The organism is Streptomyces sp. HNM0575 (assembly GCF_012726265.1).
Classification (GTDB): domain Bacteria; phylum Actinomycetota; class Actinomycetes; order Streptomycetales; family Streptomycetaceae; genus Streptomyces.
Genome location: NZ_JAASAG010000001.1, coordinates 498499 through 514500 on the forward strand (window position 1 = coordinate 498499; position 16002 = coordinate 514500).

The 16002-nt window shown below is 72.7% G+C and carries 10 protein-coding genes and 1 pseudogene; 8 read left to right on the plus strand and 3 right to left on the minus strand.

Annotation, left to right across the window (positions count from 1 at the left end):
- Positions 1 to 231 precede the first annotated feature (231 nt).
- The 8 genes and pseudogenes from HCC61_RS02030 to HCC61_RS02065 form a co-directional block, all read left to right on the plus strand.
- Positions 232 to 5280, plus strand: coding sequence for an Rne/Rng family ribonuclease (locus HCC61_RS02030; RefSeq protein ID WP_240968348.1), 5049 nt, complete (start codon positions 232 to 234; stop codon positions 5278 to 5280).
- A 406-nt stretch (positions 5281 to 5686) separates the two neighbouring features.
- Positions 5687 to 6013, plus strand: coding sequence for a 50S ribosomal protein L21 (gene rplU / locus HCC61_RS02035; protein WP_169133828.1), 327 nt, complete (start codon positions 5687 to 5689; stop codon positions 6011 to 6013).
- Positions 6014 to 6027: 14 nt separating this feature from the next.
- Entirely contained in the window at positions 6028 to 6285 is a 258-nt protein-coding gene (rpmA, locus tag HCC61_RS02040) for a 50S ribosomal protein L27 (protein ID WP_169133454.1), read from the plus strand.
- A 288-nt stretch (positions 6286 to 6573) separates the two neighbouring features.
- The gene (obgE, locus tag HCC61_RS02045; protein ID WP_169133455.1) at positions 6574 to 8016 is read left to right on the plus strand and encodes a GTPase ObgE; all 1443 of its coding nucleotides are present in this window, start codon (positions 6574 to 6576) and stop codon (positions 8014 to 8016) included.
- Between the two features lie 111 nt (positions 8017 to 8127).
- Positions 8128 to 8640 carry a DinB family protein gene (locus HCC61_RS02050; protein ID WP_169133456.1) on the plus strand — a complete coding sequence of 171 codons (513 nt, stop codon included), beginning with the start codon at positions 8128 to 8130 and terminating at the stop codon, positions 8638 to 8640.
- A gap of 250 nt (positions 8641 to 8890) precedes the next feature.
- Positions 8891 to 9514: a DUF4142 domain-containing protein gene (locus HCC61_RS02055; RefSeq protein WP_169133457.1), complete on the plus strand. Its 624-nt coding sequence runs from the start codon at positions 8891 to 8893 to the stop codon at positions 9512 to 9514.
- Positions 9515 to 9855: 341 nt separating this feature from the next.
- Positions 9856 to 10062 carry a hypothetical protein gene (locus tag HCC61_RS02060; protein WP_169133458.1) on the plus strand — a complete coding sequence of 69 codons (207 nt, stop codon included), beginning with the start codon at positions 9856 to 9858 and terminating at the stop codon, positions 10060 to 10062.
- 1927 nt (positions 10063 to 11989) lie between these two features.
- A pseudogene (locus HCC61_RS02065) lies at positions 11990 to 13714 on the plus strand (SpoIIE family protein phosphatase); the annotation flags it as partial.
- Between the two features lie 97 nt (positions 13715 to 13811).
- Here HCC61_RS02065 and HCC61_RS02070 read toward each other — a convergent pair.
- From HCC61_RS02070 to HCC61_RS02080, 3 genes are all read right to left on the minus strand, one after another.
- A complete protein-coding gene (locus HCC61_RS02070) occupies positions 13812 to 14315 on the minus strand; it encodes a GNAT family N-acetyltransferase (RefSeq protein ID WP_169133459.1) in 504 nt (167 codons plus the stop codon).
- Positions 14316 to 14469: 154 nt separating this feature from the next.
- On the minus strand, positions 14470 to 15438 hold the full coding sequence (locus HCC61_RS02075; RefSeq protein ID WP_169133460.1) for a rod shape-determining protein: 969 nt from the start codon (positions 15436 to 15438) through the stop codon (positions 14470 to 14472).
- Between the two features lie 16 nt (positions 15439 to 15454).
- The gene (locus HCC61_RS02080; RefSeq protein ID WP_169133461.1) at positions 15455 to 15781 is read right to left on the minus strand and encodes a molecular chaperone DnaK; all 327 of its coding nucleotides are present in this window, start codon (positions 15779 to 15781) and stop codon (positions 15455 to 15457) included.
- Between the last annotated feature and the right edge of the window lie 221 nt (positions 15782 to 16002).

Below are 16002 nucleotides of genomic sequence, written 5' to 3' on the forward strand. Positions count from 1 at the left end.
CGATGCAGGCACCAGGGAGCCACCCGGGTCCGCGTCGTGGCAGGCAGGCGCATTGACCAGAAGACTTTCGCCGTAGCCGGGCCGTCTGTACCGAGGACAGACCGGAACCGGCGAGTGAGACACAAGCTCCCGTGTGGCGCCCGCGCCCCGGGGCACGGCCCGCCCCGAGCGTGAGCCGTGACCGTGAGGATGAGGCGCGGCGCCCGGGAGCGTGACGGGAGAAACGCCCGCATGCTCGAACCGAACAACGAGAACGAAAGCGCAACCGCGGACAGCGTGAAGCACGCAGGGAGCGCGGAGAACAACAACGGAAACGTCGGGAACGCCGTGAGCGCCCGAAGTGCGGAGAGCGCGATGGACCCGGCCGGGGCGCAGAGCGCACCGCAGACCCGCGAATCGGAGAGCGCGGGAGCCCGCAACGCCGGGCAGTCCGAGAGCCCTTCGGCTGGGAGCCCCTCCGTTGGGAGCACTTCCGCCGAGAGCTCTGCGGCCGAGGGCCCCGACGAGGGTGGCCTCTCGCCCAGCGACACCCTTCCGCCGCGCCGCCGCCGTGCCGCGAGCCGCCCGGCCGGTCCGCCGGCCGAGCCGTCGGCTCCCGAGGTGATCGCCGCGAGCAGCACGTCGGTCTCCTCCGGCGCTGGTTCCGCGGGCGGCAGTTCGGCGGACGCCGGTGGTGCCGGTGAGGCCGCCGAGGCGCCCGCCCCGGTGTCGGCGCCGACGCGTCGTCGCGCCACCCGCAGGGCGAGCGCCCCCGCGGGTGCGCCCAGCGTGAGCGAGTCTGAGGGCGCCGAGCAGGTCGTATCGGCCGGCTCGGAGCAGCCCGGTGCGGGCGCCGCGGCCCAGGCCGCGGCTGCCGACGCGGGTTCCGGCTCCGAGGCGGTGTCGGATCCGGCGCCGCCCGCGCGTGCCCGGCGAAGGGCCGCCGCCCCCGAGGGCGCGCCGTCCGCCGCGGAGAGCGCGAAGGACGGCGAAGCCGGGCAGTCCCGTACGGGCGACGACGAGTCCGCCGCGCCCGCACGGTCCCGGCGCAGGACGACACGTAAGACGGCTGCCTCCGCGGAGAGCGCGAAGGACGGCGCGGCCCGTGGTGCCGCGGAGCAGAGCGGTTCCGATGGCGGTTCCGAAGGCGACGGCGAGGCGGCGGCCGGAGAGACCGCGCGCACATCGCCCCGCTCGTCCGCCTCGGCCCGCAAGAGCACCTCGTCGAGGGCGGCGGCCAAGTCGTCCGCGTCCGCGGACGGCGGCACGGAGGCCGCCGACGCCGGCGAGACCGCCGAGGAAGCCGAGTCCGGTGCCCGTACGAGGCGCCGCAGCACCGCACGTAAGACCGCGAAGAGCGCATCGTCCGCAGCCGGGGCCACCTCCGGTTCGGCGTCCGGTTCCGCCGGGACGGGGTCGGGCTCCGGAGCCCGCGCGTCCGGGAGCGAGGCGGAGGCCGGGGCGGATTCGGACTCACGCAAGCCCGCTCAGCCGCCGATGGCGCTGTTCCAGCCGCCGGTGTTCACGGAGCCGGCGTTCCAGACCCCGCAGAGCGCGGCCGCGGCTGCGGCGGCGGATGCGGCCGCCGAGGAGAGCGACGAGTTCGACGAGGACGAGGAGGAGACGGCCGGCGCGGCCGGGCGTTCGCGCCGTCGCGGTCGCCGCGACGGTTCCTCGGGCGCCGCCCGTCAGGCCGGCGACGGCGACGAGCCGTCCGCCAGGAGCGACGACGAGGACGAAGAGGCTGACGAGTCCGGCACGGATGCGGAGTCGGACGACGAGCAGGAGGGCCAGGACGAGCGTCCCGCCCGTCGCCGTCGCCGCGGCGGTCGCCGCCGTCGCCGTGGTGAGAGCCCCGAGTCGTCGGACGAGCAGGGCGAGGAGAGCGGCTCCGGTTCCGGCTCCGGAGCGCGCGACGGCCAGGACAAGCGGTCGCAGCGCGCCGCCGCGGGCAAGGGCGAGGGCGGACGCTCCGGAGGCGCCGCCTCCGGTGAGGGTGCCGACTCCGGCGAGGACGCCGAGGGAGCCGATTCCGGCAAGGACGGTGACGAGGACGAGGAGACCCGTGGAGGGGGCGGCTCCGGTTCGTCCAGCAGCTCCCGCCGTCGCCGTCGGCGTCGTCGCCGCGGTGGCGACAGCGGCGACTCCGGAGGTGGCCGCGAGACCGAGGAAGACGACCCGGAGCGCACGGTCGTCAAGATCCGCGAGCCGCGCAAGCGCAAGGAAGAGCCCGTAGACGAGGTCCAGGCGATCAAGGGCTCGACGCGGCTGGAGGCGAAGAAGCAGCGCCGCCGCGAGGGCCGCGAGCAGGGCCGCCGCAGGGTGCCGATCATCAGCGAGGCGGAGTTCCTGGCCCGGCGCGAGGCCGTCAAGCGGGAGATGATCGTCCGGCAGAGCGGCGAGCGCACGCAGATCGGCGTTCTGGAGGACGACGTGCTCGTGGAGCACTTCGTCAACAAGGAGCAGTCGACCTCGTACGTCGGCAACGTCTACCTCGGCAAGGTGCAGAACGTACTGCCGTCGATGGAGGCCGCCTTCGTCGACATCGGCAAGGGCCGCAACGCGGTCCTGTACGCGGGCGAGGTCAACTTCGAGTCGCTGGGCATGGCCAACGGCCCCCGGCGCATCGAGACCGCGCTCAAGTCCGGCCAGTCGGTGCTGGTGCAGGTAACCAAGGACCCGATGGGCCACAAGGGCGCCAGGCTGACCAGCCAGGTCTCGCTGCCCGGCCGCTACCTGGTCTACGTGCCCGAGGGGTCGATGACCGGCATCAGCCGGAAGCTGCCCGACACCGAGCGTTCGCGGCTGAAGCAGATCCTGAAGAAGGTCGTCCCGGAGGACGCGGGCGTCATCGTCCGTACGGCCGCCGAGGGCGCCAGCGAGGACGAACTGCGGCGCGACGTCGAGCGGTTGCAGGCCCAGTGGGAGGACATCCAGCGCAAGGCGCAGAAGGGCAACGCCCCGACGCTGCTGTACGGCGAGCCCGACATGACGGTGCGCGTCGTGCGCGACATCTTCAACGAGGACTTCTCCAAGGTCGTCGTCAGCGGCGACGAGGCGTGGGACACGATCCACGGCTACGTCTCGCATGTGGCGCCGGACCTGTCGGAGCGGTTGCAGAAGTGGACGTCGGACACGGACGTCTTCGCCACGTACCGCATCGACGAGCAGCTGATGAAGGCGCTGGACCGCAAGGTGTGGCTGCCGAGCGGCGGTTCGCTGGTGATCGACCGGACCGAGGCGATGGTCGTGGTCGACGTCAACACGGGCAAGTTCACCGGCCAGGGCGGCAACCTGGAGGAGACGGTCACCAGGAACAACCTGGAGGCGGCCGAGGAGATCGTGCGCCAGCTGCGGCTGCGCGACCTCGGCGGCATCATCGTGATCGACTTCATCGACATGGTGCTGGAGTCCAACCGGGACCTGGTGCTGCGGCGCCTGCTGGAGTGCCTGGGCCGTGACCGTACGAAGCACCAGGTCGCCGAGGTGACGTCGCTGGGGCTCGTGCAGATGACGCGGAAGCGGGTCGGGCAGGGGCTGCTGGAGTCCTTCTCCGAGCCGTGCGTGCACTGCAAGGGGCGCGGCGTGCTCGTACAGATGGAGCAGCCCTCGGCCGGCGGCGGCAAGAAGGGCAAGAAGCGGGGCGGCAAGAGCGGCGCCGCGCAGCAGACGCAGGGCCAGGGCCAGGCGCCGTCGGAGGCCGAGGCACCGGCGGAGACCGGCGCTCCGGCCGGGTCCGGTGGCGGGGCCAAGGCCACGAAGGCAGCGAAGGCCGCCGAGGCGGAGCCGAAGCAGTCACGGGCCGCGGAGTTCGCACCGGACGAGGAGCTTTACGGCTCGGTCGCCGAAGCGGAGGCCGCTGCCGCGTCCGGGGCGACGTCCGGACGCAGCCGTACGCGGCGGCGGGGCAGCCGCAAGGCGACCGCACCGCAGGGCGCGCCCCAGTCCGCAGCGGCGGAGGCGTCCGCGGAGACGACGGCCGGAGCGGAGACCGCGACCCGGACGGCGACCGGGACCGCGACCGATACCGCGCGAAGGCCCGAGTCCGAACCCGAGCCCCGACTCGCAACCGCTGTACGGGAGTCCGCGGAGCAGGAGAGTCCGGAGGGCGAGAGTCCCACCGGGCGCAGAGCGACGGGCGCGGACACCGCCGACGCCGGAGCGAGCACCCCGAAGGGGGCCACCGGCCCGGGAAACGGCCGCAGCCGCTCGCGGGGAAGCTCCGTAACTGGTGGCGAGGACGCCGCCGGTGACGTGAGCGCCGTGGGCGGCGTGCAGCAGGACGCGGTTCAGGCAGTCACGGACGCGGGTGCCGGAGCGGAGCGCCCCGCGCGCACGCGCCGGCGTGCTGCCCGCAAGGCGTCGGCTCCCGCCGGTTCGCCGCCTGCCTCCGACGAGGCGGTGGTCACGGTCCTGCCGGCGACGACGGGCGGGCAGCCCGAGCCGGTGGAGCCGTCGCAGCCCGCGGGCCCCGGGCCCGAGGCGGACGCGAGCGGTGCGGTTGCGGACGCGAGCGGTGCGGTTGCGGCCGGTGCGGCCGCGGAGGCTGCCCCTCCGGCACGGCCGCGACGCCGGGTCAGCCGCAGCGTCTCCGCTCCGGCAGGTTCGCCGCGGTCGTCGGACGAGGAGGCGGGCGAGATCGTGCTGCCCGCGTCCGAGCATTCGGACGCGCCGTCGCAGCCCGCGGTGGAGCCCGTACCGGACGCGCCGGTGGCGGAGGCAGCTCCTCCGGTGAGCCGGCGGCGCCGCGTGACGCGCAGCGTCTCCGCTCCGGCCGGACCGCCGCGGGGCGCGGACGCACCTGACGTACCGGACGCCACGGGCACGGAGCCCGCGGCCGGCGGCGACGCCGACGCTGACTCCGGTGAGGCCGGTACGGCTGACTCATCGGCTGCCCCATCGGCTGAGGCACCGGCTGCTTCGGCAGCGGCTTCCTCGGACGCGGCTTCCTCGGAGACGGGGGACCGGTCCGCGGACTCCGCGGCGGCGGATTCGCCGGAGGCCGAGGACTCCGTGCTGGAGAGGGCGGCGGCCAGGAGGGCGGCACGCGGGACGGCGGACACCACCGCCGGGCGGACGGCCACGTACAGGAGGACGGCCGCGGCCGAGCAGGACGCACCGTCCTCGGTGTCCGCGGCGGCCGACCTGCCCGCGGACGAGCCCTCCGGCGCACCGGCGGAAGGACCCGCCGAGAGCGGACCGTCCGGCGCACCCGCGGAGCCGCCCGCCGAGGCGCCTGCGCAGTCGCCCGCGGAGGAGTCCGCCGAAGCGCCTGCCGACCGGCCCGCCGACGAGGAGTGAACAGCTCACCGTAGGCGTCGCCACGGCATACGCATCGCCGCAAGGCCCCGGCCCGCGCATGGGCCGGGGCCTCGCGTCTTGTTCCATAAGGGAGTTGGGCCCCGAGCCGCAGCTCCCGGGCCGGTGCCGGCACGCGCGGGCGGGGCCCGCTGCGGGTCCTCCGGGGCGGGGCCGCACCGGTTTGACCAGCGTGTGCGGCGCCCCGTAACCTTGGCCGCTGGCGTGTCGACATGGATGCGCCACGCTCCTGAGCAACTCCCTCCCGTGGCGTCGGTCCGGGAGAGGCCGCTCAATCCACTCGGATCAGACCGTGGAGCCGGACGGCGGCGTTCTTGCGCCGTCTCCGACGGGTCCGCGCCGGGCGGCTGGCGTCAGGGGCTCCGTGACGAGCGAGAGAGAGTTCCGCGTGTACGCAATCGTGCGCACCGGCGGCCGCCAGCAGAAGGTGTCTGTCGGCGACGTCATCGAGGTCGACCGAATTTCCGAGAGCAAGGCCGGCGAGCGCGTCGAGCTCTCGACCCTGCTCGTCGTGGACGGTGACACGGTCACCAGCGACCCGTGGGTGCTGGACGGGGTGAAGGTCTCGGCCGAGGTGGTGGACCACCACAAGGGCGACAAGATCCGCATCCAGAAGTACAAGAACAAGACCGGCTACAAGAAGCGGATCGGTCACCGCCAGCTGCACACCGCGCTGAAGGTCACCGACATCCCCACCCCGGCCAAGAAGAAGTAAGGGACTGAGCAGAGATGGCACACAAGAAGGGCGCATCGTCCACCCGGAACGGCCGCGACTCCAACGCTCAGTACCTGGGTGTGAAGCGCTTCGGCGGTCAGCTCGTCAACGCCGGTGAGATCCTCGTCCGCCAGCGCGGCACGCACTTCCACCCGGGAGCGGGCGTCGGCCGCGGCGGCGACGACACGCTGTTCGCGCTGGACGCCGGTGCGGTGCAGTTCGGCACGCGCCGTGGCCGCAGGGTCGTCAACATCGTTCCTGCTGCCGAGTAGTCACCCGCGTCGTCGGCGGCTGTGTTCGTCGCAGCCACGCCACGCACCACCATCGAGGGCGGACGGCCGCTCCTGTGAGTACGCAACGTTCGTACGTACGGGATGCGCGTCCGCCCTCGCTGTGTCGGCACGCACGGCGCGGGACGGCCACCCCGCACCGCCGGCGCATGGCCGCGCGAGCCCGGGCCCGGCCCCCGGCCCCCGGCCGTGCCGGCGCGTACCGCACATGCGTAACGCGCGCGTACTGCACACCCGCACGTTCCGATCCACAGCCTGGAGGCACCCCGCATGACCACCTTCGTGGACCGCGTCGAACTGCACGTCGCCGCGGGTAACGGAGGCCACGGCTGTGCCTCCGTGCACCGGGAGAAGTTCAAGCCGCTCGGCGGCCCCGACGGCGGCAACGGCGGACGGGGAGGCGATGTCGTGCTCGTCGTCGACCCCGATGTGACGACCCTGCTCGACTACCACCACAGCCCGCACCGCAAGGCCACCAACGGCAAGCCCGGGGAGGGCGGCAACCGCGCGGGCGCCGACGGCAAGGACCTGGTGCTGCCCGTGCCGGACGGCACGGTCGTGCTCGACGGGAGGGGCGAGGTGCTGGCCGACATGGTCGGCAAGGGCACGGCGTTCGTCGCGGGGCAGGGCGGACGCGGCGGTCTGGGCAACGCGGCGCTCGCCTCGCCGCGCCGCAAGGCGCCCGGTTTCGCGCTGCTCGGCGAGCCGGGCGAGGCGCGGGACATCGTGCTGGAGCTGAAGACGGTCGCGGACGTCGCGCTCGTCGGCTATCCCTCGGCGGGCAAGTCCTCGCTCATCTCGGTGCTTTCGGCGGCCAAGCCGAAGATCGCCGACTATCCCTTCACCACGCTCGTGCCCAACCTCGGTGTGGTGACGGCCGGTTCGACCGTCTTCACGATCGCCGACGTGCCGGGGCTGATCCCGGGTGCGAGCGAGGGCCGGGGGCTGGGCCTGGACTTCCTGCGGCACGTCGAGCGGTGCTCGGTCCTCGTACACGTACTGGACTGCGCGACCCTCGAGTCCGACCGCGACCCGGTGAGCGACCTGGACGTCATCGAGGACGAACTCGCCCAGTACGGCGGCCTGGAGGGGCGTCCGCGCGTCGTCGTCCTCAACAAGACCGACATCCCGGACGGCCAGGACCTCGCCGACATCATCCGCCCCGACCTCCAGGCCCGCGGCTACCAGGTCTTCGACGTCTCCGCCGTCTCCCGGCAGGGCCTGAAGGAGCTGTCGTTCGCGCTCGCCAAGGTCGTCGACGAGGCGCGCGCGGCGAGGCCCGTGGCGGAGACGACGCGCGTCGTGATCCGTCCGAAGGCCGTGGACGACGCCGGCTTCACCGTGACGAAGGAGGCCGACGGGCTCTTCCGCGTACGGGGGGAGAAGCCCGAACGCTGGGTGCACCAGACCGACTTCAACAACGACGAGGCCGTCGGCTATCTCGCCGACCGGCTCAACCGCCTCGGTGTGGAGGAGGAGTTGATGAAGGCGGGCGCCCGCGAGGGCGACGGCGTCGCCATCGGCGGCGAGGACGACGCTGTCGTCTTCGACTGGGAGCCGACGATGATGGCGGGCGCGGAGATGCTCGGGCGTCGCGGTGAGGACCACCGCATGGAGGCCCCGCGTCCGGCCGCACAGCGCCGCCGGGACCGCGAGGCGGAGCGCGACGAACTCCATGGCCAGTACCAGGACTTCGACCCGTTCGAGGAGTAGAGGACGGAGCGGACGGGCCGTCGCCGGGCCCCGGGGAGTGGCCGACGAAGGCGGGTGACGGGCCCGTAATCGCGGTGCGGCGGGCGGTGCGGCTGGGCTAGCGTCCGCGGCATGCCTCCCTCTCGCGTACGTCCCCGGTTCGACGCCGACGAGCGGACCCAGCTCGTCGGATGGCTCGACATGCAGCGCGCGGTCCTGCACTGGAAGTGCGAAGGCCTCTCCGAAGCGGACGCCCACCGGGCCGTGCTTCCCACGTCCCCGTACATGACGATGGCCGGTCTCGTGTCCCACATGCGCTGGGTCGAGCACTGCTGGTTCGAGGTGCTGCTGCTCGGACGGCCCGCGGAGGGGCCGCAGTTCGACGAGGGGCCCGAGGACGCGGACATGATGACGGAGGGCGTGCCGCTGGCCCGGCTGCTCGACGAGTACGAGCGGCAGTGCGCGGTGTCGGACGAGATCACCGCGGCGCACGAGCTCGAAGACATCGGGAAGCACCCCGGCTACGGGGCCGACCAGACCTCCCTGCGCTGGATCCTGCTCCACATGATCGAGGAGACCGCACGTCACGCGGGGCACGCGGACATCCTGCGGGAGCTCCTCGACGGTGAGAAGGGCTACTTCTGAGGCGCCGCCCGGCGACCGTGCCCGCCGAGCCGTGCCTGCGGAACCGCGCCCGCCGAGGGGCCGTACCCAGCCGTATCGAGGGCCCGTGCCGGGGCTCCGCGCGGCCCGGGTCACGCGGATACAACCGGGACTTCAAGCAGGACCTCAAGCAGGACCTTGTCAGGTCGGGACGAAGCCTGGGCCACAGCCTCACCGGCACCATTAGTATCCGTCTTCGTCGCAATACGAGGTGTGGGCGGGAAGGGGACTCATGACGTCGGGACGTGCGGTCGGAACGATGCTGGTCGTGGGCGGGCTGGTAGCGACGCTGGCCGCGCTGCTGGTGCCCGTCTACTTCTTCGACGGGAACCGGTCCATCGCGGCCTCCAGGTCCGGCTGGCAGGACGACGGCATGGGCACCTGGAAGACGGAGTACGGGCCGGTCAACTCGCTCGACCGTGAGTTCATGCGGACCGTGCGCACCGGGGGCTTGTGGGAGCTTCCGGCAGGCCGTGCCGCGAAGGAACGCAGCACGCGGAGGTCGGTCCGTACCGTGGGCGACCATGTCGTCGAAGGCGACAGCGAGTTGGACAAGCGGGTCATCCAGGCGGGCCGCGCGCTGAAGGTGTCGCTGCCGAACAAGCCGACGGCCCAGCAGCAGCAGTATCTGGACGGCATAGAGAAGGCCCGCGGCGCGGAGTTCGACCGAGCGCTTGTGAACGATCTGCGGAAGTCGAACGGCAAGACCATCGGCCTCATCAGCCTGGTGCGCGACCAGACCCGCAACTCGATGGTGCGGTCGCTGGCGACGCGGGCCAACACCATCGTCCTCGACCACCTCTCGGTCCTGGAGGAGACAGGGCTCGTGGACTACGAGGCGAACACCCAGAAGTAGCGGGCCGGGGCCGCGCGGGTAAGGTCGCGTGACCGGATCGGGCGACGCGGCACGACGCGGGCCCGGCGGCCGCGGCGCCCTCACGGCCCCTCACCGTCCCCCGCGGCCAGGGCAACTGGCACGCCGTCACCGGATCGGGGCGGCGGGTCGCCGTACATCGAAGAAGTCGCGGACGTCCCATGGCCGTGTTGGACTGGGCACGGTGCCGGCCGTGGCGGGCGGTGCCGATCGGCGGCGAGGCGGCGGACCCCGGCTGAGCCGCGGCACCGCTGTGGCATCGGTACGGCACCGGACGCACCTGGGCGGTCGCAAGAGGTGACATCGAGGACGCGGAGGCGCCGGTGGCGGAGTCGGGAGAGGACAAGCGGCTCACCGGGCGCCTGGCAGCCGTGGCGGCGCTGACGCTCGTACTGATCGTTCCGCCGCTGCTGTCGCAGTTCGACCGCGAGCACCGGATCTTCGGTGTGCCCGTGATCTGGGTCTACCTCTACGGCGTCTGGGCGGTGGTGACCGCGCTGGTCGCCGTCATCGGCAGCAGATCGAGGTAGCGCCGTGCTGCTTCAGACCTGGGTGATCGTCGCCGTCGCGGTGGCGTACCTGGGTGTGCTCTTCGGAGTGGCCTTCTTCGCCGACCGGCGTGCGGACGCCGGCCGTAGCGTGATCAACAAGGCCAGCGTCTACGCGCTGTCGCTCGCGGTGTACGAGACCGCCTGGGGCTTCTACGGCAACGTGGGCACGGCGGCGACCACCGGCATCGGCTTCCTGTCGGTCTATCTCGGGCCGCTGCTCATGTTCTCCCTGGGCTGGCTGCTGCTGCGAAGGATCATCCGGATCAGCCGCCGCCACCGGATCACTTCGCTGGCCGACTTCGTCTCCGCCCGTTACGGCAAGAGCGCCGCGCTGGGCGGCCTGGTGACGGTCATCGCCGTGATCGGGATCGTTCCCTACATCTCGTTGCAGCTGAAGGCGATCTCCAACACCTTCGAGATCATCCGCCGGCACCCGGAGATCACCTCCACCGCGGACCTGGGGCACGTACCGCCGTTCCAGGACTCCGCGTTCTATGTGGCGCTGCTGCTCGCCGCGTTCACCATCCTCTTCGGCACCCGCCACCTCGATGCGACGGAACGCCACGAGGGCGTCGTCGCCGCGATCGCCTTCGAGTCCGTCGTCAAGCTCACGATATTCGTCTCGGTCGGGGTCTTCGTGACGTTCTGGGCGTTCAGCGGGTTCGGCGACCTGTTCTCCAAGGCGGCGGACGCGGGCTTCGACCAGCTCTTCTCGCTGCGGGACCACACCAGCACCGGCACGTGGATCTGGCTGAACGTGCTGTCCATGCTGGCGATCCTGCTGCTGCCCCGGCAGTGGCAGATGGTCGTGGTCGAGAACGTCGACGAGCGGCACCTCAAGCGGGCGATGTGGCTGTTCCCGCTGTACCTGCTCGCGATCACCTTCTTCGTGCTGCCGATCGCGGCGGGCGGGCTCCTGCGGTTCGGGAAGTCCGTCGACGTCGACACGTATGTGCTGGCCCTGCCGCTGGCCGACGGGCCGCAGGCGCTCGCGCTGCTCGTCTTCATCGGCGGCATCAGCGCGGGCACGAGCATGATCATCGTCGAGACGATCGCGCTCAGCACCATGGTGTCGAACTCGCTCGTGATGCCGCTGCTGCTGCGCGGCAAGGCCCGGCTGGCCCAGCGCGACGACATCGCCGGGCTGGTGCTGGGGATCCGGCGGGTCACCATCGTGCTGATCCTGCTGCTCGGGTACGGCTACTTCCGGCTCGCGGGCGAGGGGCCGGCGCTCGGCTCGATCGGCACGGTGTCGTTCGCGGCGGTCGCGCAGTTCGCTCCGGCGATCCTGGGCGGCCTGTTCTGGAAGGGCGGAACCCGCAAGGGCGTGCTGGTCGGCCTGACGCTGGGGTTCGCGGTGTGGGCGTACACCCTGCTGCTGCCGAGCTTCGCCGAAGCGGGACTGATGCCCGAATCCTTCCTGCGCGAGGGCCCGTTGGGCGTGGGGCAGCTGCGGCCGCAGCAGCTGTTCGGGCTGGGGGGCATGGACCCGATCAGCCATGCGATGTTCTGGAGCGCGCTGCTGAACATCGGCGGGTACGTCGTGGTCTCCCTGGCGGGACGGCCGGGGCCCGCCGAGCAGGCGCAGGCGTTGCAGTTCGTCGACGTGCTCGCGGAGCCCGTACGGGACCGGCGCTGGCAGGTCCGCGCCACCGTCGGCGAACTCCAGAAGCTGCTGGAGCGCTTCCTCGGGCGGGACGGGGCGCAGCGGGTGCTGCGCTCCTACCCGGGAGGCAAGCCCGGTTCGCCGGCGTCCGAGGCGGCCCCCGAACTGGTCCATCACGCGGAGTCCCAGCTGGCCGGTTCGGTCGGCGCCGCGTCCGCGCGGCTCGCGGTCGACGCCGTCGCCGGTGAGGAGCACTTCGGCACCGACGAGGTCATGGAGATGATCGGCGAGGCCTCGCAGCGGGTCGAGCTGGTGCGGGGGCGTCTGCGGCTGCTGTACGACGCGACCGTGCGCGTCGGCACCACCCTCGATGTGACCCGTACTGCCGAGGAGCTGGCACACGTCGCGGTGCCGCGCTTCGCCGACTACGTCACCGTCGAGCTGGCCGAGCCGGTGCTCCGCGGTGACGAACCGGGTGTGAACGGCGTCCGCGGCGGCCTCGGCGCCGACGGCAGCACGACGATGCGGCGCACGGCCTTCAGCGGCGTACGCGAGGAGCCGCCCTTCTTCCCGGTCGGCGACCTGATCACCTTCGTGGCGTCCTCGCCGCCCGCCCGCAGCATGGAGAGCGGGCAGGCGGTCCTGGTGCCCCGGCTGAGCCAGTCCCAGGGGTGGAAGGCGATCGATCCCGAACGGGCCTCCCGCATCGTCGAGTACGGGATCCACTCGCTGATCTCCGCGCCGCTGATCGCCCGCGGTGTGCTGCTGGGCGTCGTCAACTTCTGGCGCTCCGAGGAACCCGGAGCGTACGAGGACGACGATCTCGCCCTCGCCTCCGAACTGGCCGCCCGCGCCGCGGTGTCCCTCGACAACGCACGCCGCTACACCCGCGAGCACAGCATGGCCGAGACGCTCCAGCGGAGCCTGCTGCCGCGCGCCATGCCCGAACAGAGCGCCGTGGAGGTCGCCACCCGCTACCTGCCCGCTCAGGAGAGCGTCGGCGGCGACTGGTTCGACGTGATCCCGCTGCCGGGGGCACGCGTCGCGCTCGTCATGGGCGACGTCGTCGGGCACGGGCTGCACGCCGCCGCCACCATGGGACGGCTGCGGACGGCCGAGCGCAACTTCTCCTCGCTCGACCTGCCGCCCGAGGAACTCCTGGGCCACCTCGACGAGTTGGTCACCCGCATCGACCAGGACGCAATCGCGGCCGGCGACGAGACCACCATCGTCGGCGCCACCTGTCTCTACGCGGTCTACGACTCCGTCTCGCGCAGCTGCTTCATCGCGAGAGCGGGCCACCCGGCGCCCGCGCTCGTGAACCCCGACGGGTCGGTGGAGTTCGTGGACGTGCCCTCGGGGCTTCCGCTCGGCATCGGCGGACTCCCCTATGAGTCCGCGGAGTTGCGTCTGCCCGAGGGCAGCACGCTCGTGCTGTTCACCGACGGCCTGGTCGAGCGCCGGGACCAGGACATCGACACGGGGCTGCGGATGCTGCGCGAGACCCTGACGCACGTCGACCGGCCGCCCGAGCAGACCTGCGACGCCGTGCTCGACGCCCTGCTCCCGGAGCTTCAGAGCGACGACATCGCGCTGCTCGTCGCCCGTACCAAGGTCCTCGCGGCGAGCCATGTCGCCGAGTGGGACGTCGAGTCCGACCCCGCGGAGGTCCGTCAGGTGCGGGCCGCGGTGTCCGAGCGGCTCACGGAATGGGGACTGGAGGAGCTGGTGGAGACGACCGAGCTGATCCTCAGCGAACTGATCACCAACGCCCTCCGCCACGGCGCGGGGCCCATCAACGTACGGCTGCTGCGCGACCGCGCTCTCGTCTGCGAGGTCTCCGACCACAGCAGCACCTCACCGCATCTGCGCTATGCGGCCACGACGGACGAGGGCGGGCGCGGCCTCTTCCTCGTCGCGCAGTTCGCCGAACGCTGGGGCACCCGCTACACGAAGGACGGCAAGGTCATCTGGGCGGAACAGGCGGTGGAGGGGGAGCGGGAGCAGGGGGCGCCGGACAGCTGACGGGGGGCGGGTGCGAGTCCGGGTGCGGGGCCGGACCCGGGTGCGGGTGCGGGTGCGGGGCCGGACCCGGGTGCGGTGCGGGTGCGTACCCTGACCCTCACCGCTGTGATGCGAGCGGCTTCGACATGGTCACTTCGCGGCGCCCGTCGGGGAGCGTACGACCGGGCGCACCTGCCGCCGTCTCCTCGAATCCGTGGCGGCGGTAGAGGGCGATCGCGTGGCCGTTGCCGGGCAGGACGCCGAGGTACAGGCGCCCGGCTCCCGACCCGGCCGCCCACCGCTCCACCGCCCGCATCAGCCGGTCCGCCACGCCGTGGCCCCTGGCGCGGCCGCTGACCCACAGGGAGTGCAGGTGGGCCGTGCCGGTTTCGGCGCCGGGGACCCCTCTCGCCATGCCTGCGGGCTCACCGTCGAGCAGGGCGACGAGGTTGTACGAGCCGGGGATGCTCAGCGGGGCCCGCCACCGCTCCTCGCGGTCGCCGCCGCCCTGCCAGTCCGCGAGGCGGGAGTTGAAGGCGTACGGCGCGTCCGCGAGCGCGGCGAGCCGCAGTTCGCGCCAGCACCGCCAGTCGTCCGGGGTGAGTACCCGCAGCTCGATCACACGCGGAGCGTGCCCCGGCGCGAGGCGGATGGCAACTAGGCGGAAGGCAACCGGACGGATGGCAACCGGGCCGGGACCGGCGGGGGTTGAGGCCGCCCGACGGGCGGGACGGGAGCGGCGGGCCGGGCGCCGGGCGGGGGCGGGCGCAGCGGAGCTACCGCCGGTGTGGCGTGGTGCCGTGGAGAAAGGTGTGCGGTGGGTGGGTGTGCACGGCTTGCAGATGCCGGGCGGCGCCTCGTACCGCCGCGGTGTGGGGTGCCGGAGCGGTGCGTACGGGGACATGGAGCTGCTTGGAGAGACCGTGCGTGATCTCGGGACGCAGGGCGCCTCCGCCTGCGACGAGCACGCCGTGTTGCAGGGCGTCGAGTGTCTGCGAGGTGGTGTCCCGGCGGAGCATGGCGGTCAGGGTGTCGACCACGGATCCGACGATGCGGCGGCTCGGGATGCGGTCGAGGTCGTCGGTGCCCAACTCTGCGCGGTGGGCGTCCGCGACCTCGCCCTCGGTCAGCAGGAAGACCTCGGTGAGGTGGGCGCCGACATCCACGATGAGCTGCGGCCGAAACGGGGCGGAACCGGCACCGGCCGCAGCTCCGGGCCCGGACCCGGAACCGGTCGCAGCTCCGGAACGGGAACCGGGCGTCTGTACCTCGGCGTCCTGCCCGGCGTCGGTCACGGGCCCGGCACCGGCAGCGGGTTCGGCCCCGCTCCCGGCCCCCGCCCCGGCGCCGAGAGCGATCGCCTTGGCGGTAGGGATCGTCACGACGGCCGCCGGACGCAGCGAGCGGAGCGCCTCGCGGGCTGCCTCCCGGTAGGCGATGCCACCGAGGACGGGTGTCGTCAGTGCGATCACGGTGTGGCCGAACAGGGGGAGGCGGCGGCCGAGCAGCCGGTCGAGCATCTGTGAGGCGCCCTCGGGATCGACGATCGTGCCCCGCTGCACGGGGTGAGAGGCGCCGCTGCGGAAGGTCACGGTCCGCACGTCGAGGATGATCCCCCGGCCCAGCGCCCATGCCCGGGTGCGGGAGCTGCCCAGCTCGATCGCTATGCCGGTGCACTGACGGCAGCACAGCGGCCATGCCCTGTGGCGGAGAGCGGCGTGACGGGGCGGCCGGATCACGGTCATCGTCCGGTCTCCCCGGTCAGCCGTCACGGCGTACGCATGCGACGCAGCAGCGCACGTACGGGAGGATCTCCAGCCGTTCCGCGGGGACGGGCTTGAGGCACCGCCCGCACGTGCCGTAACTCCCGTCCGCCACACGCGCGAACGCGGCGTCGATCTCGTCGAGCACCCGCCGTACCGAGTCCTTCTGTGCCGCAACGAACGGGTCGGACGGCTCCGTTGCGGCGTCTTCGAGCGCGTCGAGCTGTGCGAGCCGAGAGTTGCGCTCGTGTTCGAGGCGCTGACGGGCCTCGTGGGCCGTGAGGCGTTCCGGGCGGGAGCCGGGGCGGGAAGTGTCGAGCGTCATGGGGGCGGAGTCCTTTCCGCGGCCGGGTCGGGCCGGATCGGGTCGGGCCGAGTCGGGGTGCGAGCGAGGGGAGCGAGGGAGCGCGGGCCCGGCCCCGCCGCAGCGTGGCGCGCGGCAGCCGTACCGCGATCGCCGGGATCACTGAGGACGCGTCACTGAGGACGCAGCCGCGGAGTCACGGAGGCGCCGGTGGAGGAACGACCCGGTTCATGTCCTCAACA

Excerpts from the sequence above, each read along its gene's own strand:
- HCC61_RS02050 (WP_169133456.1), top strand. The coding sequence starts at position 8,128 with ATGCCTCCCTCTCGCGTACGTCCCCGGTTCGACGCCGACGAGCGGACC.
- HCC61_RS02080 (WP_169133461.1), bottom strand. The coding sequence starts at position 15,781 with ATGACGCTCGACACTTCCCGCCCCGGCTCCCGCCCGGAACGCCTCACG.
- HCC61_RS02030 (WP_240968348.1), top strand. The coding sequence starts at position 232 with ATGCTCGAACCGAACAACGAGAACGAAAGCGCAACCGCGGACAGCGTG.
- HCC61_RS02075 (WP_169133460.1), bottom strand. The coding sequence starts at position 15,438 with ATGACCGTGATCCGGCCGCCCCGTCACGCCGCTCTCCGCCACAGGGCA.
- obgE (WP_169133455.1), top strand. The coding sequence starts at position 6,574 with ATGACCACCTTCGTGGACCGCGTCGAACTGCACGTCGCCGCGGGTAAC.
- rpmA (WP_169133454.1), top strand. The coding sequence starts at position 6,028 with ATGGCACACAAGAAGGGCGCATCGTCCACCCGGAACGGCCGCGACTCC.
- HCC61_RS02055 (WP_169133457.1), top strand. The coding sequence starts at position 8,891 with ATGACGTCGGGACGTGCGGTCGGAACGATGCTGGTCGTGGGCGGGCTG.